The sequence below is a fragment of the Gilliamella sp. B3367 genome (assembly GCF_026536825.1).
Classification (GTDB): domain Bacteria; phylum Pseudomonadota; class Gammaproteobacteria; order Enterobacterales; family Orbaceae; genus Gilliamella; species Gilliamella apicola_E.
In genome coordinates this window covers 135,883-161,645 of sequence record NZ_JAFNNJ010000004.1, presented here as the reverse complement: position 1 = coordinate 161,645, position 25,763 = coordinate 135,883, and the positions used below count along the sequence as shown (strand labels likewise).

23 protein-coding genes and 1 pseudogene are annotated in these 25,763 nt (G+C 33.8%); 10 read left to right on the top strand and 14 right to left on the bottom strand.

Annotated elements, in window-relative coordinates; genetic code table 11:
- The first annotated feature begins 2 nt into the window (after positions 1 to 2).
- The gene (gene rbsR, locus J3U23_RS08060) at positions 3 to 995 is read left to right on the top strand and encodes a ribose operon transcriptional repressor RbsR (RefSeq protein ID WP_416380514.1); all 993 of its coding nucleotides are present in this window, start codon (positions 3 to 5) and stop codon (positions 993 to 995) included.
- A gap of 124 nt (positions 996 to 1,119) precedes the next feature.
- On the opposite strand, the gene fis is transcribed toward rbsR, so the two are convergent.
- Genes fis through J3U23_RS08035 form a run of 5 tightly spaced genes read right to left on the bottom strand, consistent with a single transcriptional unit; the run spans position 1,120 to position 4,998 of the window.
- Positions 1,120 to 1,416 (bottom strand): DNA-binding transcriptional regulator Fis, encoded by a 297-nt coding sequence (gene fis / locus J3U23_RS08055; RefSeq protein WP_034883623.1) that lies wholly within the window; start codon positions 1,414 to 1,416, stop codon positions 1,120 to 1,122.
- A 16-nt stretch (positions 1,417 to 1,432) separates the two neighbouring features.
- Positions 1,433 to 2,431, bottom strand: a complete 999-nt coding sequence (gene dusB / locus J3U23_RS08050; protein WP_065563413.1) for a tRNA dihydrouridine synthase DusB — start codon at positions 2,429 to 2,431, stop codon at positions 1,433 to 1,435.
- A 36-nt stretch (positions 2,432 to 2,467) separates the two neighbouring features.
- Positions 2,468 to 3,334 (bottom strand): 50S ribosomal protein L11 methyltransferase, encoded by an 867-nt coding sequence (gene prmA / locus J3U23_RS08045; RefSeq protein WP_267338968.1) that lies wholly within the window; start codon positions 3,332 to 3,334, stop codon positions 2,468 to 2,470.
- On the bottom strand, positions 3,309 to 4,760 hold the full coding sequence (panF, locus tag J3U23_RS08040; RefSeq protein WP_065563415.1) for a sodium/pantothenate symporter: 1,452 nt from the start codon (positions 4,758 to 4,760) through the stop codon (positions 3,309 to 3,311). The genes prmA and panF overlap by 26 nt, the downstream gene beginning before the upstream one ends.
- Before the next feature lie 10 nt (positions 4,761 to 4,770).
- Positions 4,771 to 4,998, bottom strand: coding sequence for a YhdT family protein (locus tag J3U23_RS08035; RefSeq protein WP_065563416.1), 228 nt, complete (start codon positions 4,996 to 4,998; stop codon positions 4,771 to 4,773).
- A 171-nt stretch (positions 4,999 to 5,169) separates the two neighbouring features.
- On the opposite strand from J3U23_RS08035, the gene ilvC reads away from it, so the two are divergent.
- Both ilvC and J3U23_RS08025 read left to right on the top strand, forming a co-directional pair.
- Positions 5,170 to 6,648 carry a ketol-acid reductoisomerase gene (ilvC, locus tag J3U23_RS08030; protein WP_267338967.1) on the top strand — a complete coding sequence of 493 codons (1,479 nt, stop codon included), beginning with the start codon at positions 5,170 to 5,172 and terminating at the stop codon, positions 6,646 to 6,648.
- Between the two features lie 295 nt (positions 6,649 to 6,943).
- Positions 6,944 to 7,525 (top strand): cell division protein ZapC, encoded by a 582-nt coding sequence (locus J3U23_RS08025; RefSeq protein ID WP_141677448.1) that lies wholly within the window; start codon positions 6,944 to 6,946, stop codon positions 7,523 to 7,525.
- A gap of 56 nt (positions 7,526 to 7,581) precedes the next feature.
- On the opposite strand, the gene J3U23_RS08020 is transcribed toward J3U23_RS08025, so the two are convergent.
- The 5 genes from J3U23_RS08020 to J3U23_RS08000 all read right to left on the bottom strand — a co-directional run bounded on the left by J3U23_RS08020 (position 7,582) and on the right by J3U23_RS08000 (position 11,268).
- A complete protein-coding gene (locus J3U23_RS08020) occupies positions 7,582 to 7,983 on the bottom strand; it encodes a tetratricopeptide repeat protein (RefSeq protein WP_267338990.1) in 402 nt (133 codons plus the stop codon).
- A 33-nt stretch (positions 7,984 to 8,016) separates the two neighbouring features.
- Positions 8,017 to 8,715: a hypothetical protein gene (locus J3U23_RS08015; RefSeq protein ID WP_267338966.1), complete on the bottom strand. Its 699-nt coding sequence runs from the start codon at positions 8,713 to 8,715 to the stop codon at positions 8,017 to 8,019.
- Positions 8,669 to 9,268 (bottom strand): hypothetical protein, encoded by a 600-nt coding sequence (locus J3U23_RS08010; RefSeq protein WP_267338965.1) that lies wholly within the window; start codon positions 9,266 to 9,268, stop codon positions 8,669 to 8,671. The genes J3U23_RS08015 and J3U23_RS08010 overlap by 47 nt, the downstream gene beginning before the upstream one ends.
- A gap of 75 nt (positions 9,269 to 9,343) precedes the next feature.
- The gene (locus J3U23_RS08005; protein ID WP_267338964.1) at positions 9,344 to 10,435 is read right to left on the bottom strand and encodes a YcbX family protein; all 1,092 of its coding nucleotides are present in this window, start codon (positions 10,433 to 10,435) and stop codon (positions 9,344 to 9,346) included.
- A 92-nt stretch (positions 10,436 to 10,527) separates the two neighbouring features.
- Entirely contained in the window at positions 10,528 to 11,268 is a 741-nt protein-coding gene (locus J3U23_RS08000; RefSeq protein ID WP_065733796.1) for a GntR family transcriptional regulator, read from the bottom strand.
- Between the two features lie 345 nt (positions 11,269 to 11,613).
- Here J3U23_RS08000 and J3U23_RS07995 point away from each other — a divergent pair, with 345 nt between their 5' ends.
- From J3U23_RS07995 to J3U23_RS07975, 5 genes are all read left to right on the top strand, one after another.
- Complete coding sequence (locus tag J3U23_RS07995; protein ID WP_267338963.1) at positions 11,614 to 13,071, top strand: PTS mannitol transporter subunit IICB; 1,458 nt, start codon at positions 11,614 to 11,616, stop codon at positions 13,069 to 13,071.
- A gap of 56 nt (positions 13,072 to 13,127) precedes the next feature.
- Positions 13,128 to 14,153: a zinc-dependent alcohol dehydrogenase gene (locus tag J3U23_RS07990; RefSeq protein ID WP_267330660.1), complete on the top strand. Its 1,026-nt coding sequence runs from the start codon at positions 13,128 to 13,130 to the stop codon at positions 14,151 to 14,153.
- Between the two features lie 33 nt (positions 14,154 to 14,186).
- Positions 14,187 to 14,984 carry a transketolase gene (locus tag J3U23_RS07985; RefSeq protein ID WP_065733799.1) on the top strand — a complete coding sequence of 266 codons (798 nt, stop codon included), beginning with the start codon at positions 14,187 to 14,189 and terminating at the stop codon, positions 14,982 to 14,984.
- Positions 14,985 to 14,989: 5 nt separating this feature from the next.
- Entirely contained in the window at positions 14,990 to 15,913 is a 924-nt protein-coding gene (locus J3U23_RS07980) for a transketolase family protein (protein WP_416380516.1), read from the top strand.
- An 88-nt stretch (positions 15,914 to 16,001) separates the two neighbouring features.
- Positions 16,002 to 16,442, top strand: a complete 441-nt coding sequence (locus tag J3U23_RS07975) for a PTS sugar transporter subunit IIA (protein WP_065733800.1) — start codon at positions 16,002 to 16,004, stop codon at positions 16,440 to 16,442.
- Between the two features lie 15 nt (positions 16,443 to 16,457).
- Here the strand turns inward: J3U23_RS07975 and greB are convergent, their stop codons facing one another.
- On the bottom strand, positions 16,458 to 16,940 hold the full coding sequence (gene greB / locus J3U23_RS07970; RefSeq protein ID WP_065733801.1) for a transcription elongation factor GreB: 483 nt from the start codon (positions 16,938 to 16,940) through the stop codon (positions 16,458 to 16,460).
- A gap of 44 nt (positions 16,941 to 16,984) precedes the next feature.
- Here greB and J3U23_RS07965 point away from each other — a divergent pair.
- Together J3U23_RS07965 and J3U23_RS07960 are read left to right on the top strand one after the other, a co-directional pair.
- A pseudogene (locus tag J3U23_RS07965) lies at positions 16,985 to 19,153 on the top strand (Tex family protein); the annotation flags it as partial.
- Positions 19,154 to 19,909: 756 nt separating this feature from the next.
- Positions 19,910 to 21,361 carry a hypothetical protein gene (locus J3U23_RS07960; protein ID WP_267338959.1) on the top strand — a complete coding sequence of 484 codons (1,452 nt, stop codon included), beginning with the start codon at positions 19,910 to 19,912 and terminating at the stop codon, positions 21,359 to 21,361.
- A gap of 217 nt (positions 21,362 to 21,578) precedes the next feature.
- Here J3U23_RS07960 and J3U23_RS07955 read toward each other — a convergent pair whose 3' ends face one another.
- The 3 genes from J3U23_RS07955 to ushA all read right to left on the bottom strand — a co-directional run bounded on the left by J3U23_RS07955 (position 21,579) and on the right by ushA (position 25,756).
- Positions 21,579 to 22,448: a YjjW family glycine radical enzyme activase gene (locus tag J3U23_RS07955; RefSeq protein ID WP_267330656.1), complete on the bottom strand. Its 870-nt coding sequence runs from the start codon at positions 22,446 to 22,448 to the stop codon at positions 21,579 to 21,581.
- On the bottom strand, positions 22,423 to 23,970 hold the full coding sequence (locus J3U23_RS07950; RefSeq protein WP_416380513.1) for a YjjI family glycine radical enzyme: 1,548 nt from the start codon (positions 23,968 to 23,970) through the stop codon (positions 22,423 to 22,425). The genes J3U23_RS07955 and J3U23_RS07950 overlap by 26 nt, the downstream gene beginning before the upstream one ends.
- A gap of 112 nt (positions 23,971 to 24,082) precedes the next feature.
- Positions 24,083 to 25,756: a bifunctional UDP-sugar hydrolase/5'-nucleotidase UshA gene (gene ushA / locus J3U23_RS07945; RefSeq protein ID WP_267337442.1), complete on the bottom strand. Its 1,674-nt coding sequence runs from the start codon at positions 25,754 to 25,756 to the stop codon at positions 24,083 to 24,085.
- Between the last annotated feature and the right edge of the window lie 7 nt (positions 25,757 to 25,763).

Genomic DNA, 25,763 nt, shown 5'->3' with positions numbered 1-25,763 from the left:
ACTTGGCTACTATGAAAGATATCGCAAATTATGCGAAAGTATCTACTTCAACCGTTTCTCATGTTATTAATAACGATCGCTATGTTAGTCCGGCCATTCGCAGTAAGGTCGAGGCCGCAATAAAACAACTAAACTATACGCCATCGGCTATTGCACGTAGTTTAAAAAGTAACAAAACCTTTACTATTGGTATGTTAGTTACAACAAGTAATAACCCTTTTTACTCAGAAGTAGTACAAGGAGTGGAACGTAGTTGTTATGAACTTGGTTATAATTTAATTTTATGTAATACCGAGGGCGATCATCAACGTATGATTAACAATATTGAACATTTGTTACAAAAACGTGTTGACGGTCTATTAGCCATGTGTACCGAAACATATTCCTTTCCTGAACAGATTTTCGACCGTTATCCTAAATTACCTATGGTAATGATGGATTGGACGCCTTTCAAGGGTGTTTGTGATACGATTCAAGATAATTCATTTTATGGCTCTATGTTAGCTACCCAATTTTTGATTAAGCAGAACTATAAACGTATTGCTTGCATTACCGGACCATTAAATAATACTCAGGCGCAATCTCGACTTCAAGGGTATCGTCAAGCTATGCAGGAAGGGCAATTAACAATTCTAGAAGGTTACGAAGCTCAAGGTGATTTCCGATTTGCTTCGGGTATTGTTGCGATGCAGCATTTATTAGAATTGCTAATACCTCCCCAAGCAGTTTTTTGCTTTAATGATGCCATGGCTATTGGTGCTTATCAGGCTTTATATCGTAATGGATTAGAAGCTGGAAAAGATATCGCTATTATGGGGTATGATGATATTGAAATTGCTCAATATATGTCTCCGCCTTTGACTACAATTCATCAACCAAAAGTAGAATTAGGACAATTAGCTGTCGAAACATTGTTAAATCGGTTACATCATCCTTATGATAAACTGCATACATTAACTTTAACACCGACGTTAGTTAAGCGTTTATCTGCTTAGTTTTAATTTGAATAAATTGTACTAAATAACCTTAAGTCTAATTGAATAATGACTTATAAATAAATGTAAAAAGCGCCTAATTAGGCGCTTTTGGTTTATAAAACGAGATATCAATAAAAGCTGATTAACTCATTCCATATTGTTTTAATTTTTTGCGTAAAGTACCACGGTTGATACCAAGCATATTTGCTGCTCGAGTTTGATTGCCACGAGTATATTGCATAACCATATCAAGGAATGGGTGTTCAACTTCAGCTAACACTAATTCGTATAGATCAGTAGGATCTTCACCATTTAATTGTGATAAATAGTTTTTTAAAGCTTGTTTTACCGAATCTCGTAAAGGCTTTTGTGTTATTTGGTCTTGAGAGTTTACAGTTGTAAATTTAAGTGCTGCAGCTGTAACGCGTTGTTCTGACATAGTATTTTTAACTCTTTTATTTGTTTCTAATTTGACTAAAAAATGCTTTTAGTGTTTTTACTTGCTCACTTGTATTGCTAAGTACACTAAATAAGCGCCTGAATTGATCACTATCAGCATAACTCTTGGTATACCAATTTACATGCTTTCTGGCAATCCTTAATCCTTTGTATTCTCCATAAAATTGATAAAGATCTTCAAGGTGTGTTAACACAATTTGTTCGACTTCATCAATTGTTTTATTTTTTTTTAACTGTCCGTGTGCTAAATAGAATGCAATTTCTTCAAATATCCAAGGTCGCCCCTGTGCCGCTCGGCCGATCATTATACCATCAGCTTGCGTATATTTGAAAACATCTTTTGCTTGTTCTGGTGTACAAATATCACCATTTGCAATTACCGGAATCGTTACCTTTTCTTTCACTGCTTTTATGGAGTCATATTCGACTTCTCCATTGAATAAGCATGCACGACTTCGCCCATGAATAGTAATAGCCTTTATGCCACAATCCTGCGCAATTTGTGCGATTTCAATGCAATTTCTATTATTTTTATCCCATCCAGTCCGAGTTTTTAGTGTTACTGGCACATCAACTGAGCCAACAACTTTTTGCAAAATATTTTTTATTAAATCTGGATGCTGCATTAATGCAGAACCAGCCAATTTTTTATTTACTTTTTTAGCAGGGCATCCCATATTAATATCAATTAATTGAGCACCATGTTTGACATTAAATTCAGCAGCTCTAGCCATTTCATCTGGATCTGAGCCAACAATTTGGACTGCACGTATACCAACATCATCAGTTGAAATCATTCTTAATGCTGACTTGTCAGTATGCCATACATCTGAATTAGCTAAAAACATTTCAGAAATAGTCATTCCTGCACCAAAGCGATGACATAAATTTCTAAATGGTTTATCGCTTATTCCTGCCATAGGGGCCGCAATTAAATTGTTTTTTAATGTGACCTTGCCAATGCTAAGCAAATTAAGGTCGGCTATATTACGCATTTTTCCTCTAAGTTAAAAGGGGGTAATGTCACATTTTTACTTTTTTTTACCAGTAATTCGGCACCACTCTTCTTGTTCAATAATAGGATCAAGTTCAAAATGAGTCTGATATGCTTCATATACACTTTGAGATTGAGTGGCTAAAATACCTGATAATCCTAGTTTTCCATTAGTTTTTACAAGGTTATTGATCTGTGGTTCAAGTTCTTTTAAAGGGCCAGCTAATATGTTTGCGACAACAACATCTGCTTGTAAATTATTTGGAAGATCTTTTGCTAAATATAGTTCAATTTTTTCACTAACATTATTTCGCTCAGCATTGTCACGACTTGCTTGGATCGCTTGAGGATCAATATCTACTCCAATGACTCGCTTAGCGCCTAATTTTAATGCAGCAATGGCTAAAATGCCTGAACCGCAACCATAATCAATCACAATCTTGTTGTTTAGATCTAGACTATCTAACCAAGTTAAACATAATGCTGTTGTCGGGTGGGTCCCCGTTCCAAATGCTAGACCAGGATCTAACATTACGTTGACTGCATTAGGATCAGGAATGTCTCGCCAGCTAGGGCATATCCATAATCTTTTACCAAACTGCATTGGATGAAAGTTGTCCATCCACTCTCTTTCCCAATCTTTATCTTCTAGATGTTCTATTTTATAGGAATATTGGTCTAGATTTAGTATCGCTTTTAATTCATCAATATCTATTTGAGCATCATAAAGTCCAACTACGTCGGTGTTTCCCCAAAGTTTCGTTTCACCAGGTAACGGTTCAAAAACAGGGTTATCATAAGTGTCTTGAAAAGTGACTGATACAGCACCCGATTCTTCTAGTTGCTCGCTGATTTGTTCAGCTAATTCATTAGTAGTGTTAATTCTGAGTTGAATCCAAGGCATAGTTTTTTCCTGTTTGGCCAAATAGGTTGGCAATAATAAATACAACTAATCCGATCAGTAACGATGGTATGATTGGATGGAAAGCATAAATCTTAATGTTATAAACAGCGAGAAGAGTATAGCTTATTGCACCAGCTAACATTGAGCAAAGTGCCCCTGTTGCATTCGCTTTTTTCCAGTATAATCCGAGTACTAATGGCCATAAAAATACTGCTTCAAGCCCACCAAATGCTAGTAAATTAAGCCAGATGATCATTTCGGGTGGTTTCCATGCGGCTAATATCAATAATCCACCAAAGAAATAGGTAATGGTAACTGATAATCGAGTTAGCATTTTATCACTAAATTTGGTATTTGGTCTTATCGTTAGGAATAGATCTTTAATAATAACCGATGATACTTGTAGTAGTTGGGCATTAATTGTGGACATTATAGCTGAAAGTGGTGCAGCCAAAAAGATTCCTGCAGCCAAAGGAGGCATAACTTTTATAATTAATGTGGGTACAATTTGATCCGGAATCGTTAAATCACTCACTATCGCACGACCGAGTGCTCCAGATAAATGCATAGTTAACATGATGATTGTTACAACTATAGTACCAATAATAATACCTTGGTGTACCGCTTTACTATCTTTATAGGCCATGCAACGAACAGCAGTATGTGGTAAACCAACAACACCAAAGCAGACTAAAACCCAAAAAGAAGCCATAAAAGGGAAGTCCATAAAATTATTTGGTCCTTGTGGTGTTAATAAAGCCGGATCGATTGTATATAAACGGTCAATAATATTTGTAATCCCACCACCAGCGTAAATAATTGCGACTAAAAGTAAAATGGCACCGATTATCATAACTAAGCCTTGGAAAGCATCATTTAAAATGCTGGCTCTAAAACCACCAAAAGCCGTATATATTACTGTGCCGAATCCAAAAATAATTAATCCATTGTCATAAGGAATACCGACAGATGATTCTAATAAACGTGCTCCTCCTACAAATTGTACTGTCATCGCACCAACAAAAGCAGTAATTAAAGCGATACTTGCAAACCATACAATCATTTTACTTTTATAATGAGAATAGAGCATATCACTAAGCGTTATTGCATTGTATTTACGGGCTAAAATAGCAAACTTTTTACCTAAAATGCCCAGTGAAAGTAATACAGTAGGGACTTGGATCATTGATAAAAGCACCCAGCCAAGTCCATATTTATAAGCAGCCCCTGGCCCACCGATGAATGAACTAGCACTAATATAAGTTGCAGCCAAGGTCATCGCCAGTAAAAAACCGCCCATGGTGCGATTACCAATAAAATAGTCAGTAAATTGGTTTACTTTCTTTCTTTTTATATAAGCGTAAATTGATAACGCAAATACAAATATAAGGTAAATAATAAGAGGAAGAATAATATCTAATTGCACGCTTAATGGCCTATTCTAATGGAATATTTTTGAATTGTTTTTTTACCACAATATAACATAACAAGATAAAACCGAATGGTACCATTATACATGACAGCTCAAACCATAATGGTAAACCTATGAAACCTTTTTGATCTTTTAAACTATAAGCGCTAATTACCCATGCAGCGAAATAGATAAGAGTAAGTAACAATGAAAGCTTTGCTTCTTTATTAGCCTGCTTGTAACGAGTATCCATATTAAATAAATGGTTAATTAATTTGGGGGGACTTAGAGTAAAAGAAAGTGTTTAACTTGGCAAGTTTATTGCAATTTATGCAATATAATGTTCTAAATATATCAATTTTCGCAATTATGATTTTACGCTATAGTGCTCTGATTAAAAATAATTCAACTCATGGAGAGAATAATGTCTAACTATTTTAATACATTAAATTTACGCGAAAAATTAGAACAACTAGGTCAGTGCCGTTTTATGGCTCGTGATGAATTTGCATCAGAAGCTAATTTTTTAAAAGGCAAAAAGATTGTGATCGTTGGTTGTGGTGCTCAAGGTCTTAACCAAGGGCTAAATATGCGCGATTCTGGTTTAGATATTTCTTACGCTTTACGTAAAGAAGCTATTACAGAAAAAAGAGCATCATGGAAAAAAGCAACAGAAAATGGCTTTAAAGTTGGAACTTATGAGGAATTAATTCCTACCGCTGATTTAGTTATCAACTTAACTCCAGATAAGCAACATTCAGCTGTAGTACAAGCTGTTCAACCATTGATGAAAAAGGGTGCAGCATTAGGTTATTCACACGGTTTTAACATCGTTGAAGTTGGCGAAAAAATTCGTCCAGATATCACAGTAGTGATGGTTGCGCCAAAATGTCCAGGAACAGAAGTTCGTGAAGAGTATAAACGTGGATTTGGTGTACCAACTCTGATCGCTGTCCATCCTGAAAATGATCCTAAAGGCGAAGGTTTAGCAATTGCTAAAGCATGGGCTGCTGCAACAGGTGGTCATAGAGCGGGTGTTTTACAGTCTTCTTTTGTTGCTGAAGTTAAATCTGATCTTATGGGTGAACAAACGATCTTATGTGGTATGTTGCAAACTGGATCATTACTTTGCTTTGACAAACTTGTCGCAGATGGCGTTGATCCTGCATATGCTTGTAAATTATTACAATTTGGTTGGGAAACGATCACTGAAGCATTAAAACAAGGTGGTATTACGTTAATGATGGATCGTTTATCTAATCCTGCTAAATTACGTGCGAATGCATTAGCTAAAGAATTAAAAGTGATCATGACTGATCTTTACCGTAAACATATGGATGATATTATTTCAGGCGAATTCTCATCAACGATGATGAAAGATTGGGCTAACGATGATGTTAACTTATTGAAATGGCGTAAAGAAACGGGTGAAACTGCATTCGAAAAAGCTGCCGAATATCAAGGTAAGATTGACGAACAAGCTTATTTTGATCAAGGTGTTGTTATGGTAGCAATGGTTAAAGCAGGGGTTGAACTTGCATTTGAAACTATGCTTGAATCTGGTATTTTACCTGAATCAGCTTATTATGAATCACTACATGAGTTACCACTTATTGCAAATACAATTGCTCGTAAACGTTTGTATGAAATGAATGTCGTTATTTCTGATACCGCTGAATATGGTAACTATCTATTTGCTAATGCAGCTGTTCCATTATTAAAAGAGAAATTCATGCCAATGTTACAAGCAGGTGACTTAGGTAAAGCTATACCTGAAGGCAGTGTTGATAATGCACAATTACGTGATGTTAATGAAGCTATTCGTCACCATCCAATTGAGATCGTTGGGCGTAAACTTCGTAGCTATATGACAGATATGAAAAGGATCAATGTAGCAAGTTAATTGATCTTAATCAGTTATGAAAAAGGTGCTAATAAGCACCTTTTTTTATGTCTAAAGTATCTTAACATCAAGCTTTAACTGCATTTAATATTTTGTAAAATTACGATTTGATCACAAAGGATCAAGGATCAAAAAAAGGATCCAACTTAGATCATTCGGATCCTTCTAAAATTTTCATAAAACTTTTAAAAATTAAATAATTAAAAATTTTTTATTTTAACTTTTTATTTATTTTTTATATTAGTTATGGTATATTTTGTTCAAATTTAGTTCAATTTGTAAGGATAAAATATCAATGAAAATGGCTTTTCGACCAACTGATAGCTGGCGTTGGTATTTTGATAATGAATACGACAGCTTAATGCTTGAAATTTCATCAGAAATGTTATTTCGTTGTAATTATGCAAGTAAAACACTAATACCTGATGTATTTAGTGAGTTTTCGTTTTCTGTCGATGACGCAACAGCTTATTATCTATTTTATGATAGTTGTCAATCTTTGATTTTGAGTGACGCTCAAAAAATTGAATTATCAATTAATGCAATTGTTGCTTCAAATTTTTTGAAACCACAAATGCCTAAGAGCTGGTATTTTTCTCAGCAACCTATGCTTTATAATCCCAAAGTTGCTGATATTGTGGAAGTAAACCTACAAGAATCCGGTCAAAGGGTATGTTTATTGGTCGTTGAAGCTGGTGAAAACGCATCGCTTTGCATTGTTGCTCAACCGACGTTTGTGGCTATGAACAAAACCTTCTGTTTTTCAGAAGCGATTAAAGTGATGAATGATAGACTAGCATTAGCTAATCAGTTTGTAAAAACTGAAAGCTCTATGACGTTGGTTAATGAGCAGTTGGAATTAAAAGCTATTTCCTAATTATCTTAATTAAAAATGAGTAGTATGATACTACTCATTGATTCTTTTAAAACTTATCAACCCGGCATGTAATATATTATAAAGTAATCCATTTTAGTACGATTACCATGATCCAATAACTTCTCTTTTGCGAATTCATGCCCTTGTTCAGCTGCTTTTTTTATATAATCCAGTCCAGCTTCCCACAATGGTTCTTCATCAAAAAACATTAAACCTACTTTGTATTGAGCATCCATATCATTATTTTTTAACGCAAGTTGTAATTCAGGATCTTTACGTAATTCATATAAAGGTCTACAACCTGGAGTACTATAGCCACCTTGAAAGCAATATTTTTTGAACCAGTAAATTGCTTTAGGAAAATCTTGAGGAACATAGTAACCTTCCATATATAGCTTAGATAAAGAACTGTTAGCTTTCCAATCCCCTGCCTTAGCTGCTTCTTTTAACCAATAAATTTTTTTATCTATCTCTGTAATAAAACTGAACCTCTAAGCAATGTATCCTAAAATGTGAGGATTTTTAACATAATTGGAATATTTAATATAATTTTCCATAATTTTTTTATCTTGGTCATCTTCATGAAGACTAGTTTTAGAATATAAGTCAATTATGTGAAGAAACAACTTAGGATCATTATCCGCAGCATAAGAGTAAAAATAAATAGCGGGTAAATATTTGTAATTTTTTTCACACCATTTAGCTATTTTTATGGCGATTTTAGGATCAGGTTTATCCTTGTCGAATTTTTCCAATAACGGATAGAGTTCTTTATGGTATGAATATTTGAGATTATTCTTATACATTTCACATGCTGGAGAAGAAGACAATGCGCAAGCCTTTTTAAAATACATTAAAGCTTTGTTCATTTTAACTTCATTTAAATAGTAGCCACTCAAATAAAGTAAGGAAGGAATATCCCCTCGAAATGCGTTATCTTGCATACCATCCAAGATACTTTTATCAACCTCTGTGTTTTCATCTTTATAAATTTTTTCATCAAACAGATATTTAGAATTCAATAAAGTATCAATTTGAGCTTCAATTTTAGCAAAAGCAATAAAGTAGGGTAAAGATGGTTCACCAATATCTCTAGCTTCAGAAAATCTCCAAAGTGCTCTACCAGGAGCTCTATCAATAGATTTACCAGTAAGATATGCTTGACCAATTAAAAAAAGATACATAACCATTTACTTTTTGATTATTTTCTTTTTTCATATATTCAATAAAATCATGAAAATAATAGTAATTAGGATTTTTTCTACTATCTTCTAAAGTCATTACTAATTTAATGGTGTTTAAATCACCATTCATTATTGCAATTCGAATTAATGATAATCCTTTATCTATTAATTTAGGTTTTATGAAAACGTTTATTATGTCAATTTCTAGGTTTTTACATCTATAAGACAAGTAATTATTACGATCATCCTCTTCACCATACACACCATAATAGATATCATTAGTCAAAATAAATTGGTTTTTCCAAGTTGATACTAAATCATGAATGTTATGAATGTTATTGCAACTTTTGTTGTGAAGTGTATTAGCCAATTCAATATAACTCATCCCTAGCTGAGTAAGATAAGTTAGATTTGTTGTATTGCCTTCTTCTAATTCTTTAAGGACTTTCTCTTCTTTTTTTTCCTTTATATTGTCGAAAACCATTTTATAATGATCTAAAGAAAATACAGATGTAGAAAGGGAACCGAGAAGCGTAAATAAAAATAATTTTTTTAACATCCACTGTAGCCTAATATTTATTCCATTATTTTAATAAATTAAATTCTTTGTCTTATAATAAAAATTATTATTTTTCTATTCTATAGTGATATCACCTTTTGGAACACAACTACAGGCTAGAATATGTTTATTTTGTTTAATCGCTGATTGAGTTAAAGGTTTTACATCCCCTTTTGTTAATAATACTGAGCAACGACCACATACACCAGCCCGACAAGAGTTAGGAATTGAAATATGATGTTGTTCAAGTTGTTCTATAATTGTTTGCTGATTATTACCTTTAATTTTTTTATCTTGGAAAGTAATTGTACAAGGTTGATAGTCTTTTATTGATTCTGTAGGAAAGTTTTTAATATAGCTTTTAGCTGGTTGGCGTTCAAGTACCTCAATTTTATCACCAATCGATACAGTACCATGATTTCGAGCAATCATATTCATACCAAAATCAATTTTACCATCCAAATTAGTTCTAAAATAACTTAAAGTTTTTAAAGGTTCATTATTAGGTAAAGCTTTGGCTGAATTGACATTGAACGTGGTTAATACACAACGAGTACAAGGTTTGATGATATCAAATATTAACTCACCAATTTTAATGGTTTTCCATCCATCCTCTGCAAAAGGGAGTGCGCCATTAATAATAATATTGCCACGAAATTGGCGAATATCTAATTTTTCAGGGCACTGTTGTTCAAGATAGTTAAATGATGCAAGATTTAACAACAAATAAGGATAACCATCAGCAAAACTAACTGGCACATCTGGATAACGTTTAGTTCTTCGACTCAATTTTTTGCCGATCCAACGCAATTGCACATCTTTTTGAAGAAATTGGCTAAAAAATTGATTAACTTTAATTGGCGCAATATGTGATGTAAAGTGATTTCCCCAAACTTCGGTTGCTTCATTACTTAGTGAAAACTCATCGAAATTAATCACGATTGATTCGTTAGTTGGTAATGACACCTGCACTTGGTTGTCAATTATTACCGTTTTAAGTTTTAACAGCTCTGGATATTGTCTGGCAGTTATAAATGTTCCATCTGGTTCACTTATCATTAAGATACGGTCATATTCAAAGCCACCATCAATACTCTTTGCACGCGTCAATGCAATACCTTGCATTGATTTAATCGGATAGATAAAGAGTTGTTTAACGGCAATCATATCGGCAAATATTTAATTAGTTTGATCAAATTATATATTTAATTATTAGGGATTTATATATTTAAGTGCCATAAATTCATTCCTAAGCTACCTTACAATCGTCGTTCAATGATATTTTGTATAGGATGATATTCTGCTTTTATAAAAGAGGTATTATGTTCGCATGGGGTATCATCTTCAAGATATGTGACTTCCTCAAGTTTTAGTAGGGCGGTATTTTTAGCTATATTTAATGAATTCTCAATTTTTTCATCATCGACATTTACAGCCATAATGTTTTGAATTCGTTTTTTTACTTTTTTTCCTGTGATCTCTTCAATATAACCAAATTTTGATATCTCTAATTGACTAAATTCGAACTGATGAAATAAATTTGCAGGTATTAACGTAAACTCTATTGATACAGGAATATTATCAAAAAACATTAATCTAACAATTTTATAAACAAAGTCATTTCGCTTTAATTTAAGTAAATTGGCCAATTCTTCACTTGGAACAGGAATTATACTTGCAGAAAGAACTTTTCTAGCTCCCCTATAACCTTGTTTTTTAGCCTGATAATCGAAATGAGAGATTACATTAAATTTACCAGTTAGATTAATATTTCGCTCAAATGAACCTACATGTAATCCTGACTTTCTGACACGGTAAATTAGTCCTTCTTCTAATAAATGTCTGGTGGCTTCTCTAACAGTGGTACGAGTTACATCCAAAATCTTTGCAATATTAACTTCAGTATCAATTTTCTCACCAGTAGATAAGTTTTTTTCTTCTATTAGATTAGTAATGTAATTGATAACTTTTAATTGTTTTGTTGTTATGTTACCACTCATTTTGATTCCTCAATTTTTCTATTAGTTATCATTTTCATTCAAATAACCTCAGATAGCAATATTTTGACTATATATTAAATAGGTTCAACGCCATTCAACCTTATTCCTTCTTAAGTTTATTCATACTCAATTTTATTTATATCAGCCTTAAATAAACCTAAATCATAGTAAACAAATTAAAATATGTATATTCATAATAACTTAAAAATTAAAATGTGATTAACTTAACATTTTGAATAAAATTATATATACATTATTTTTCTATAAAATATTATTTGCTTGCTATTTATAATGACTAGTCATATTAAATATGCGTATGTATTTTAAATTTTAAGGAATTTTACTATGGATAAAAAAATATCAATTAGAGCTAAAATTCAAAGTTTTGGTGGATTCCTCACAGCAATGGTCATACCAAATATTGGTGCTTTTATGGCTTGGGGATTTATTACCGCTCTTTTTATTCCAGCAGGATGGTTGCCGAATGAACAACTAGGCAGCCTAGTTAGCCCTATGATTACTTATATGTTACCAATGCTTGTTGGATATACCGGCGGTGACATGATTGGAGGTAAACGCGGAGCAATAATTGGCACAGTCGGTACAATGGGGATTGTAGTTGGTTCAGACATACCTATGTTATTAGGTGCAATGGCTATGGGCCCATTGGGTGGTTATTGTAGTAAACAGCTTGATAAATTATTAGAAAATCGTTTACCTAATGGTTTTGAAAATATTATTCAAAATTTTGCATTAGGTTTCTTAGGAATGGGATTAGCAATTTTAGGCTATTATTTTATTGGCCCATTTATGCTATCCATCACTAATATTATCGCTGCAGCAATAGATGGATTATTACAAACGGGTTATCTAGCTTCTCTCGCCTTATTAATTGAGCCTACTAGGGTACTTTTCCTCAATAATGCTATTGATCAGGCAATATTTTATCAGTTAGGAATGAAAGATGCTTTAGTTAATGGATCATCGGTTTACTTCATGGTATTTGCCAGTCCTGGTCCAGGATTAGGTCTACTATTAGCATTCTGTTTCTTCGGTAAAGGTATGAGTAAAAAATCTGCACCGGCAGCAACTATTATTCATTTCTTTGGCGGTATTCATGAAATGTATTTTCCATATGTTTATATGCGACCACTAATGATTTTTCCTCTCATGTTAGGCTCGGCAGCTGGGATTATTGTCTTTTCACTAATGAATGCCGGATTGGTTGCAGGTGCTACTCCAGGATCAATTTTTGCCTTTTTAGCTCTTACACCTCCTGGAAAACATCTTGCAACAATATGTGGTATAGGCGCCGCTGCGATAGTTTCATTTATTGGTTGTAGTTTTTTACTTAAAATCAGTCCAATTACTGAAAAAGATGAAGATTTCTCTAATTCAAAACAAGAAGTGCTTGATACAAAATTAGAAGGAAGCAATAAAGCTTATTTGAAAGCCAAAGCTGACATTCAGTTATCAAATCAATCTCAACAAAATGAACAAGAAGTTGATCTAAAAAATATTCAATTCATTGCTTTTGCTTGTGACGCTGGAGCTGGTTCAAGTGCACTAGGTGCATCAAGATTCAAAAAACAACTAAAGGAAAACGGTGTTGATAAAGACATTATTGTAAAACATTTTTCCATCGAAAATGTACCGCAAGAAGCTGATCTTGTTGTTATTCAAGAACGATTAGTTGAAAGAGCTAGCCATAAGGTAAAACAGCCAATAGTAAGTATTAAAAACTATATTGGTGATCCTAAATTAGATGAATTAATCAACAAGATAAAAGAAGCCTTATCTTAATATTGTACGGTCTTATTGAAGTAAGAATTTTATAATTTTTTTAACAGAGACAAAATATGAAAGCAGTGAAAATAACTGATATAAAAAAAACAGACATTGTTGAACTTCCTGAACCGTTACTCAAAGAAGGAAATGCTGTTGTTAAAATTGAATATGGTGGTATCTGTGGTTCAGATACCCATTTTTACCTGGGAATGCACCCTTCATTGAAGCCACCAACAAACTTTATTCAAGGCCATGAAGCGGTTGGGGTGATCACTAAAGTAAACTCTAATAATAAAGGATTTTCAATCGGTGATCATGTTGCAATAAATCCACTTGTTGGGTGTGGAGAATGTGTTAATTGTATTAATGGCTATCCCAATATCTGTCGAGTAAATCGTCGTGTAATGGGATTTAGATTAGATGGAACTTTAGCTCAATACATAACTGTAGATCTCGATCATTTGGTTAAGTTAGATAACAACATTGATCTTAAAATAGCTGCCACATTTGAGCCTTTAGCGGTTGGTTATCATGCTGTTAAACTTCTAGAGAATATAAATATAAATAATTATCCGATCATTATTACTGGTGGTGGCACTATAGGCGTTGTGACTGGATTGGTTTTAAAGCATCTTTATAACTTAAAGCCAATTATTATTGAAACAAATCAAACTAGAGTTAAATTACTTAATGAACTTGGATTTACAGTAAATAATAGTATCTGTGAAGTTCATATTTTAGATTCAAAAATCAGACCGATTATTTTTGAATGCTCAGGAGTGCGAAATGTACTTGATGAAATTATTGACTCACAAAGAAAGCCAGAATATTTAGTGCTTATTGCGCAATATGCTAAAGGAAATAGCGTTAATCTTCATGAATTACAATCATCGGAAATAACTGTTATTTCTAGCCATATGTATACACCAGAAGATCTTATTAATACGGCAAAATTGTTAAGTCGAAAGGAAGTTCAAACTGACTTATCAAAAATAATCTATGAAAAAGTCTTTCCATTAGAAGATGCAGATAAAGCCTTTCAACAAGCTATATCAGGAAACCTCGATGGCAAACTCAAAGTGCTTATTAAATGTTGAGTTTAATAAAGGATTAGAATAAGTGAGGAAATAATGAATATTGAACAGTTAAAAAAATCAGCTAAACAAGCAAGACGTGATATTGTCTCAATGATATATCGTTCTGGAGCTGGTCACCCAGGTGGGGCATTATCAATAGCTGATATCATGACCTATATTTATCAAAACGAAATTAATTTTAATCAAAGTCCTAGAGCTCGTCTTGTCATGAGTAAAGGGCATGCGGTTGCAATTCAGTACGCACTACTTAATCAATTAGGTTTTATTAAAGATGAAGAAATGATTACTTTTCGTAATTTAAATTCTCGTTTACAGGGACATCCTAATATTAAAACAGTTCCACAACTTGATGCTAATACAGGGTTATTAGGACAAGGTTTATCAATTGCATTAGGAATGGCCGCGGCCAAAAAACTCAATAATGATCCAAATAAAGTCTATGCAATTATTGGTGATGGTGAAATGCATGAAGGACAAATTTGGGAAGCACTTCAGCAAGCCGCTCATATGAAAATGGATAATTTAGTTGCGGTTATAGATTATAACAAATTGTCTTCTCATGATGAGGTTAATTCAGTATGTAGATTAGAACCATTGGCTGACAAATTACGAGTTTTTGGATGGAACGTAATTGAATTAACCGATGGTAATGATATGGAACAAATAGTGGATGGCTTTGCATTAGCTCGCCATTATAAAGGTAAACCAATTGCTATCTTAGCTCATACCATCAAAGGAAAAGGGGTTAGTTTTATGGAAAATAATGGTGATTGGCATTCTAAAACACCAACTGATGCCGAGTACAAACAAGCTATGGAGGATTTACAATGATAGAAATGAAAGCACCTCGGGATGCAATTGGTAAAGCATTAATTCAATTAGCAGAAAATAACTTCCCGATCACTGTTATTGATTGTGATTTAGCTAGTTCAACTCGTGCTGATCAGTTCGCACAAGCTTACCCACAACGTTTTTTTGAGATGGGCATAGCTGAAGCATCAGCATTAAGCTTTGCAGCTGGACAATCATTTGAAGGATTAATTCCATTTTTTATCGATTTTGCTATTTTTGCAACAGGAACGGTATGGACGCAGCTCAGACAATCTTGTTATGCAAATGCAAACATTAAAATAGTTGGTACTCATCCAGGTGTGGATGGTGGATTTGATGGTGCCTCTCATCATGCGTTAGAAGATATTGCATTAACGAGAGTCTTGCCAAATTTAACCGTTTTATCACCAGCTGATGCAGATGAAGTTTACGAAGCATTTGAACAAGCAGCCAAAATTAAAGGCCCTGTTTATATTAGAGTGGCTCGTGAGCCAATGCCAATCCGTGATAAAACCAAGGTTCCTCGAGTTAATGACATTGATGCTGTGATCAATGAAGGAAATGATTTTGCTATTATTTTCGAAGGAGCAAGTTATGAACAAGCTAATGACGGTTATCAAAAATTAACCTCACTTGGTCATAAAGGAAAGCTTATACATTTAGCTTGTATCAAACCATTCAATCAAGAAAAATTTAAATCTTTATGCCAACATGTCAATGTTCTTATAACCGTTGAAAATCACAGTATCAATGGTGGTATTGGTGGATTAATTGCTGAACAAAGTATGCAAAATGGTATTTTAAAACCACTGATAAGGATAGGTATATCTGATACATTTACTGAATCAGGAAAAAGTGGTCAACTAAAAGATAAATACGGAATTAGTGGTCAAAATATTTGTGACCAATTTTTGAAAGTTGTATCTTAAAATAGATGATGGTTGCAAGTGGTAGCTTGTAACCATATTAATCATCGATATAAAAAAATTAATAATGAGTAATAAAAGAGTAATAAATATGTCCATACATCCTATTTTTGAAAGATATTGGCAGTTTAATGAAGAAAATTTGGATTGGAAAAGTGCGATTCAATTAGTTGGAAATTCATTAATCGAAAATAATATTATCGAACAAAGATATATAACATCTATAATTGATAATGTTAATCAAATTGGTGCGTACTTTATTATAGCAGATGGTTTTGCCTTACCGCATTCTCGCTCAGAAAATGGTGTAATATGTGAAGAAACAAAATTTTCTTTACTGAAATGCACTCATCCTGTTATTTTTCCTGACGGTGAAAAAATATCTTTGCTTATTATGTTAGCTGCGTCAGACAATAATAAGCATATTGATGCGATGTCAGAACTCATAGAATGGTTAGAAGAAGACAATCGGCTCGATAATTTAATCAATGTTGATAATAAAATTGAATTTGAGAACCTATTATTTAGGTAATTATTAAAATAATATCTAAACAAATTCTTGGTAACTGATATCAATAATATAATAAAACGTTTTACCGTTTGGTGTGATGACTGCTATTTCATCATCAATTTTATGGCCAATTAAAGCTCTGGCAACAGGGCTATTAATCGATATCCAATTTCTTTTGGGATCGAATTCATCACTGCCAACAATACGGTAGATATGTAATTTTCCTGAATCATCTTCCAATTTGACCCAAGCCCCAAAAAATACTTTTCCTTCTTGTCTTGGGTCAGGATCGACAATCGTTAATATTTCTAAACGTTTGGTTAAAAAGCGAACACGTCTATCAATCTCTCGAAGACGTCTTTTTCCATAAATATATTCCGCATTTTCACTACGGTCGCCAAGGGCTGCAGCATCAGAAACAGCTTGAGTAACACGAGGCCTTTCTTCTTTCCATAAATATTTCAATTCACGATCGAGTGCCAAGTAGCCCTCTCTTGTTATATAATTAGCTTTTTGCATAATGAATATAAATTCCGTTAATCGACGAGATATACAGAGATATCATGATAAATAATCAAATTAGCCATATTATAGCGGGTGAATTAACCGTAAAACCAGAACAAGTTTTAGCTGCCATTCAGTTATTAGATGATGGTAGTACCGTTCCCTTTATTGCTCGATATCGTAAAGAGGTGACCGGAGGTCTGGATGATACCCAATTACGTACCTTAGATAGCCGTTTAAGTTATTTGCGAGAACTAGAAGATCGTAAACAAACAATTTTAAAATCAATTGAGGAACAGGGTAAATTAACCCCAGAATTAAGCCAAAAAATTACTGATACGCTTAGTAAAACGGAATTAGAAGATCTTTATCTTCCTTATAAACCAAAACGCCGTACCCGCGGTCAAATAGCAATCGAGGCAGGGCTTGAATCTCTCGCTGACGATTTATGGCAAAATCCCGATCTCAATCCAGAAACTGAAGCTGAAAAATATATCAATGCAGATAAAGGCATTGCTGATACTAAATCTGCCTTAGATGGTGCCCGTTATATTTTAATGGAGCGTTTTGCTGAAGATGCCGCTTTACTTGCTAAAGTTCGTCATTATCTTTGGAATAACGCGCATCTTGTATCTCAAGTTATTACTGGTAAAGAGGAAGAAGGTGCTAAATTTAGAGACTACTTTGCACAAAGTGAACTTATTTCAAAAGTGCCTTCTCATCGTGCTTTAGCGATGTTTAGAGGACGAAATGAAGGATTTTTACAACTTTCACTCAATGCCGATCCGCAATTTGAAGAAACGCCAAAAGAGAGCTATTGCGAGCAAATTATTACAGAGCATTTAGGGATTCATTTTAATGATCAACCTGCAGATAAATGGCGTAAAGCAGTTATTAATTGGACATGGCGAATTAAGATTTTAATGCACATGGAAACCGAGCTTATGACCACTTTGCGTGAACGTGCTGAAGAGGAAGCAATTAACGTATTTGCAGCAAATTTACACGATATGTTGATGGCTGCACCTGCAGGTATGAAAGTCACCATGGGAATGGATCCAGGCTTACGAACAGGTGTAAAAATTGCTGTTGTGGATTCTACAGGTAAACTTATTGCGACCGAAACGATTTATCCTCATACAGGACAAGCTGATAAAGCAGCAATGATTGTTGCTGCACTTTGCATTAAACATCAAGTGGAATTAGTTGCAATTGGTAATGGCACGGCATCTCGTGAAACTGAACGTTTTTATCTTGATGTTCAGAAAAAGTATCCGGAAGTAAAAGGGCAAAAAGTTATTGTCAGCGAAGCTGGGGCTTCTGTTTATTCTGCATCAGAGCTTGCTGCTCAAGAGTTCCCTGATCTGGATGTATCAATTCGTGGTGCGGTATCCATTGCTCGTCGTTTACAAGATCCATTAGCTGAGCTAGTAAAAATCGATCCAAAATCCATTGGGGTGGGGCAATATCAGCATGATGTTAGTCAGACCCAATTAGCTAAAAAACTTGATGCGGTGGTTGAAGATGGAGTAAATGCGGTAGGGGTAAATTTAAACACTGCATCAATGATGTTACTTGCCCGTATTGCTGGATTGAATAAAGTTATTGCCCAAAATATTGTAGATTGGCGTAATGAAAATGGTCAATTTACCGATCGCAAACAGTTGTTAAAAGTTAGTCGTTTAGGCCCTAAAGCGTTTGAACAATGTGCTGGTTTTTTACGCATAATGGAGGGTAAAAATCCACTTGATGCATCGGCTGTTCACCCTGAAGCCTATCCGGTTGTCGAACGAATTTTAGAGAAAAATCATAAATCTTTAAAAGAAATTTTAGGTGATACTCATTATCTGAAATCATTAAAAGCGGTTGATTACGTTGATGACCATTTTGGTGTTCCAACTGTCACTGATATTATTAAAGAACTTGATAAACCCGGACGAGATCCAAGGCCCGAATTTAAAACGGCCCAGTTTGCTGATAACATCGAAACAATGGAAGATTTAAAAATAGGCATGATTATGGAAGGTGCGGTAACCAATGTTACCAATTTTGGTGCTTTTGTTGATATTGGTGTACATCAAGATGGTTTAGTTCATATATCAGCATTATCTGATAAATTTGTTGAAGATCCACGAACGGTAGTTAAAGCTGGTGATATTGTTAAAGTTAAAGTGATTGAAGTGGATATTGCCCGCAAACGTATTGCTTTATCGATGCGACTTGATGATCCAACAACGCCAAAAGTAGAAGGGGCCAAAGCTCGAACGAATAAATCAACCGGTACTTCTAAAAGTGGACAGTCAGCGCCTATTACAAATAGTGCAATGGGTAATGCTTTTGCTGCAGCTTTTAAAAAAGGAAAATAAATTCAGTTATATTTTATTTGTAAAGGGAGGTTAATGCCTCCTTTTTTATTTAACGCTAATTTCAAAATATTTTAATAAAATTATTGATGATAAATCCAGTGATTAAAAATCAAATCAGGAGCTCAATCACTTTATTTAGAATTATTATTTTAATAAATATTCATTTGAGAACCATTAAATATCAATAAATTGATATTTAGCTATTCCATATTGTATATATTATTATATACTATGCACAATTGTGTAGATTATTTTTAACATATACAATTAATTATCTTATTTAATCAGCCTGTTAGTAAAGTTAAACTACTTTGCGCTGATCTTTTTAATAGCATTTCTTATTTTGATATTCTTAAATTAGTTTATTAACAACATTTGAATATTACACTTTTTCGATAGCGACATAGTCGTTTTTGCTCTAGATATTAAATAAAAATATACCGTTACATGGATGCAATTTAATAACTTTCTAATGGTTTCTATTGCTTATACGCGTTTTTAAAATTTGAAATAGGTAACAATTTTTATCAATCATTCGATAATTCTGTAGTTTATTAAAACTTTAAATCAATAACTTTATTCTAATTTGCAGGAAAGTTTATGAGTAGAGGAATTAGCATGAATAGTAAAATGTTTGTTTCCCCAAAATTTTATTTGATGCAATTAATATTTAATATTACAGCTATTTCTTTTTTTGGCCTTTTTTGCCATGCATCTCTAGCCGCATTATCATTTGCTGCAACCACTACGCAATATATTCACGGTAATCCGCCTGAAATTCTTGAATCTGCTGATACAAAAATCTTAAATGGAATTCAATTTAAATTAAATATTGATGGTATTGATCCTGTGATTGTTTTGCCTGGTACTGATAATAAGATTTCTGTTGCTTACAACACTTCACCAAGTATTTATTCATTTGGGGTAGATACTTCAAGTTTGAATGATAGTGATATAAATGATGTAGATGGTGACAAAGTGGCTACTACCGGCAGTTTTATCATTCAGTCTATTAATACTGAATGGCGGGACTCAAACAATAACATAATTCCTTCTGATTCTACTTCCCAACTTGGTAGTGATGTGTGTAATTCATCGACGGCCAATGCAAAATCATCAGTAAAAGTAACGATTCAATTTGTTGCTAAAACCCAGTACGGTGCTCCTGATCAGTCAGAACCAAGAGAAGTCTCTAAAACATTTCAAGTCAGTGCTGATGATGGTATCTGTTATATTAGGCCTGGTGTATTGGCTCTGATTATGCACAATGGATGGGATGAAGGGGATAACTATGCTCCTTATGGTGCTGATACGATAGATCTTGATGTTCCTTATAACGTAGACCAATTTACTATGCATAAAGGTTTTAAGGCCTCTGTTAAAGATCAAAACGGCAATTACTTCCCAACATATGGTTTCCCGGATGCACGTTTTAGAATTGTGCCGGTAAATCCAATTTCAGATTATAGTTATACCTTGGTTAAAAATCCGAATAATTCACTAATTAGTGCTCCTCGTGATTCAAGCGCTGATTCTAAAAGTGAATTTAAATTTACCGAAAATGTACCAGCTAAAGATGATAAATTTGTAATATTAGTTACCAATAATCGAACGTTAGCACAGTTTTATTACACTTTCTCTATAAAACATTGGTTATATTTTACAAATAACTTGGCTGGCAATTGGCAAAGCGCAAATACATATTGTCAAAATAATAATGATAGATTACCAATACGAGCTGAGTTATCCAATTCTCCTTTTGCTACCGTTTCAACAAATAATGATTTCTATTATGTAAAAAATAATGGATATAGAAGAGCAATCGGTGAAGGATTATTGCCAGAATGGGGTAAAGTCTACTTTTATTCGCCACTTGATTATATTGGGCGAGATATGATGTCTGGTGCGCCAAATTTAAGAAGTTTAATCAATTATGATTTCTATTTTACCAGTGAACCATCATCGGTAAAAGATGGATTAGGTAATTATCGATATTACAGTGTAGGGATGGTAGAAGGTAATATTATTGTTGAACCAGATATAGCATATACCTTATGTGTTAAATATTAACGTTGATATACAATTAGCTATTTTTTAAAAAATCTTAACAGATATTAATGATTTATATTAATCTTTGATTTTGCTGTTAATCAAATGAGCAGGTTTTCAACCTGCTCATTTTTATTTCAATAATATCATGGGGTAAAAAATTTAAGCCATTATTTTGGAATTTTTATAATAAGACTGTTAATGTTTTTTTAAGCACACACTCATTAAAAAAACGCTATTATGATAAATAAACAGTTGGTAAAACAATATTTTTCAGACCAAATTGCTTTAATTCCATAGCAAAATTTTCGATATGTTGTTTTGAGGCGCTCTGCCATGTTTTGGCTTCACCTCTCACACCATGATTATGAAATGCATTGATTCTAATTTTTATATTTGCATCAAATTGTTTTAAAAAATTAGCTAAATGTTCAGCGTTTTGTTGTAAATCGGTATGCTTAGGAATAATTAGAAATCTGACTTCATATAATTTATTCATTTTTGCAAGATATTCAATTGACTTTTTAACTCTTAAATTTCCCTTGCTGGTTAATGCTTCATGTACTTGATTATCCCATGCTTTAAGATCAATCATTGCCCCATCCATTACGTTGACTATTTTTTGCCAACCCAATTGAGGTAAATATCCATTACTGTCAACAAAACAGCTTAGGTGTTTTAAATCCTGAGCTTGTTTAATCGCACTAAAAAGCTGTTCAATAAACGCCAGTTGCAGTGTTGCCTCTCCACCGCTTAGGGTTATTCCATTTAAAAAAGGGAGATACTTTCGGATAAGTTTTAAAATATCTTCGATACTGTATCGATAAGTCATCGGTGTTGACTGATAGTTACAAGTGTTTATACAAGTATCGCACTGCTGGCAAGTTGAACTTTGCCAAATGACTTTGTTGTTGATAAATGATAATGATTGATGGGGGCAGGTAGCAACACATTCACCACACTCCTTACACCGTGAAATAGTATAAGGATTGTGGCAATTTAAACATTTAAAATTGCAGCCTTGTAAAAAGATGACTAACCGGTTTCCCGGTCCATCAACACAAGAAAAGGGTAAAATTTTATTAACGATTGCCCATGACTTGTTCATGGCTTATTACCCTAGGGGTCCTGCATAAGTAACTATTGTTCACTGTATCTTCGGCTGCTTCACTACCTAAAAATGTGGTATTAATCCGCGAACCTTCTTCTTTATATTTTTTGATATCTGATAATCTCACCATATAACCAGTTACACGTACCAGATCATTACCACTGATATTAGCCGTAAATTCACGGAAACCAAATTTAAATGCTGCTTTACAAATTTGTACTAAGGCTAATGGATTATTTTTAATCGTTTCATCAATAGTTAAAATATCACTAATGCCAGATGTATAATATTTATGGTGTTTAAATAATGCCATTATATGGGTAACAGGATCTGGTTCATGTCCATAAGGGATACGTAAACCAGGTGTTGCACCTCGGTCTGTACTGATACCTGACTGCGCATGTAACATCGCTTTACCTTGCCATGCATGTTTAATTTTATGATTATCAATAAAGTCGGCTAATTGCTTAGAAATTGTGGTAGCTAGTTCATTAGCATCTTCATCAACACCATAGCGACCAGCTAAGTTAGATTTTTCTTGTAGAATATTAACCGCTTCAGCCATAGCATAAATACCAAACATTGGTGCAAATCGAGTTGCGTCAATTAGTCCTTCTTTGACTAAAAAACTATTTTGAAAGAAATTCGATTTTTCATAAAGAAATTCCGATCTCGCTTTGATTAAGTTCAATTGCAATTGGCAATAATAAGGCAGGATATTTTGTAAAAAGTCGGTAATACTGTTACTTTTTAATGCGACTTCTTTTAAATTGATTCTTGATAAAGTGCTACCACCACCCGCAACAGGGAGAGAGTTATAACAACTCACAACACCATAGCCTTGATCATCAAAATCTTTTTTGATCATCATATTATTAGCGATATGTGGTTTTGCTGTTTGGCAGATATTCTCAATTGCTGTATTTAGTAAAGATTCTGGGGTGATATCTTCATCATAAATAAACGTTAAATTAGGCGCAACTTGTTTGAGTTCACGATCAACACGTAAAATTACTCGACAGATCACATTGTCAGTTGGACCAATATTGGCGTGCATAAATGCATCAGGAAGATTGCGATCAAGCATAATCCAAAAACGTTTTAATCGCTGATAAAGCTCTTCTTCTGTTAAATTGCCAACATAAGGTAGTAACACTTTATCCAAACAACCTAAATAAACGGGCATACCAGTGACCGAAGGGACATGATGATAAGCAATTGTCAGCATATTTATGGCATCATCAAAATTTTTTGCAGGCTCAAGCTCTAAATACTCAGATCCTTGTTTAAGGAATTTTGCATAATCAGGTAACACATAACGAGGTTTATACGGTGCATGACCTTCGTACATGTCACAAATTACACGCTCATCTAAGGCTTGTTTAGTTTCATTATCCAAATCAACATAAGGTAAATTATTTTCCGCTGCTAAAGCGAGAAGGTTCGCTTTTTGTTTAGGTGACAGGTTGGGATCGGTCACAATATCGTAACAATTTTTTTGAAATTCTGTCATGTTCATAAATACCTCTATATTACCTATATGTTGAAAGCAAAAAATTAAATTTAATGGCTAATTTATAATACCAATTTTACCCGTGCCATTTATATTCTATATTTCTTTTTTAAAGCCGTTATTTTTCCAAAATGAAATTAACCGGCTCATAATCTGCCGCATTAATTGGTGAGTGCGCTTCAATATATTCTCTTATCACATCCGCGTCTCGGTAACCTGTATCGACATAAGTTGGTGAAGTGTTGGTAACAGGATAACCATCTCCACCAGCCGCTAAATAATCTAACGTGGTAATACGATAAGATTTTTGCAAATCAATTGGCTCATTATTAATTTTAATATCGCTAATCGTATTGCCCGCTAGCGTGATATTTTTTAAGTGAGTATAACCACCAGAACCTTGTTTTTTACTTAATGCAACTTTAAGATATTCCACCAATTCACGGCCGGTTAACTCAAAGTAAACAACTGTATTACCAAAAGGCTCAACTTTCAAAATATCACGATAAGTAATATTTCCTTCAATAAGTGAATCACGAATCATACCGCCAGCCATAATGCCAACATCAGCATTCGTTTTTTCAATAAAGGCACTGAGTAACAGCTGTCCCATATTGCTTTGTTGATATCTTACTACACTACGATCACCTTCTAAACGACCGATTAATTCACCTGTTTTAGTGAGTAATTGCTGTTTACCTTGATCTTGATAAGGTTTAAGTGTTTCTAACAATTTTTTATCTTGTTCGATTTCACTAGTGTAGTATTCAAGACGTTTAGTATCGTTGCCATTGTCGACTTCTTTTTTCAAGTTGATAGGAATTAACTGATAATTTTCCAGTGTTATTTTACCGTTTAAAAAGACAAAGTCGGCACGACCAACATATTTACCCCATTCATGAGCTTGAACAATCCAAGTTCCATTTTGTTGATCGGGTGCACATGGTGTGCCAGGAACATACTCAGTAATACGTTTGTTAGGGCTAGCCATACATACAGGGTTTTGAGAGTGACCACCTACAATCATATTTAAATCACCTGGTTTCAATCCCCGTGCTAACTCAACATCACCCGGTGCCATTGAACCATGTTCACCATTTTCATAATGTCCCATATGAGTAACCGCAATAATCATATCTGGGCGCTCATTATTTTTAATTTGACTTATCACCTTCTCTGCTTCAGGCAAGGTTTTGCGAAACTCAACACCATCAGTATTTTTAGGTGAAGCAAGGAAAATTGTATCATCAGTAGTTAAACCAAATACCGCAACTCTAATGCCATTTAAATCAAACATTTTATAAGCATCGAAAACGCGATTATCAGTATTTTTGAAGTAAGTATTTGCTGATAAAAATGGAAAGTGAGCCCATTTTTGTTGTTCACGAATAACTGCTAAAGGATGATCAAACTCATGGTTACCAACAGCCATTGCATCATAACCAATACTGTTCATACCCATAAAATCGGGTTTAGCTTGTAAAACATCGGATTCAGGAACGCCTGTATTAATGTCACCGCCAGATAGCAGAAGTAATTTCCCACCTTTTTCGGATACTTCTTTTCTAATTTGGTCAACTACAGTTTTTTGAGCAGCTAAACCATATTCACCAATGTCATTTTGCCAAAAATGGCCATGATGGTCATTAGTATGCAAAATAGTAAAAGAATAGGGCTTATCTTTTTCCCAAGTAGGAGCAGTAGATTGCTTGGTTGCAACTGCTGCGAATGAATTAACTGAGAACAGACCTAAAACAATAACTAGTGACAGTTTAAATTTAAAACAATACATGGCATCT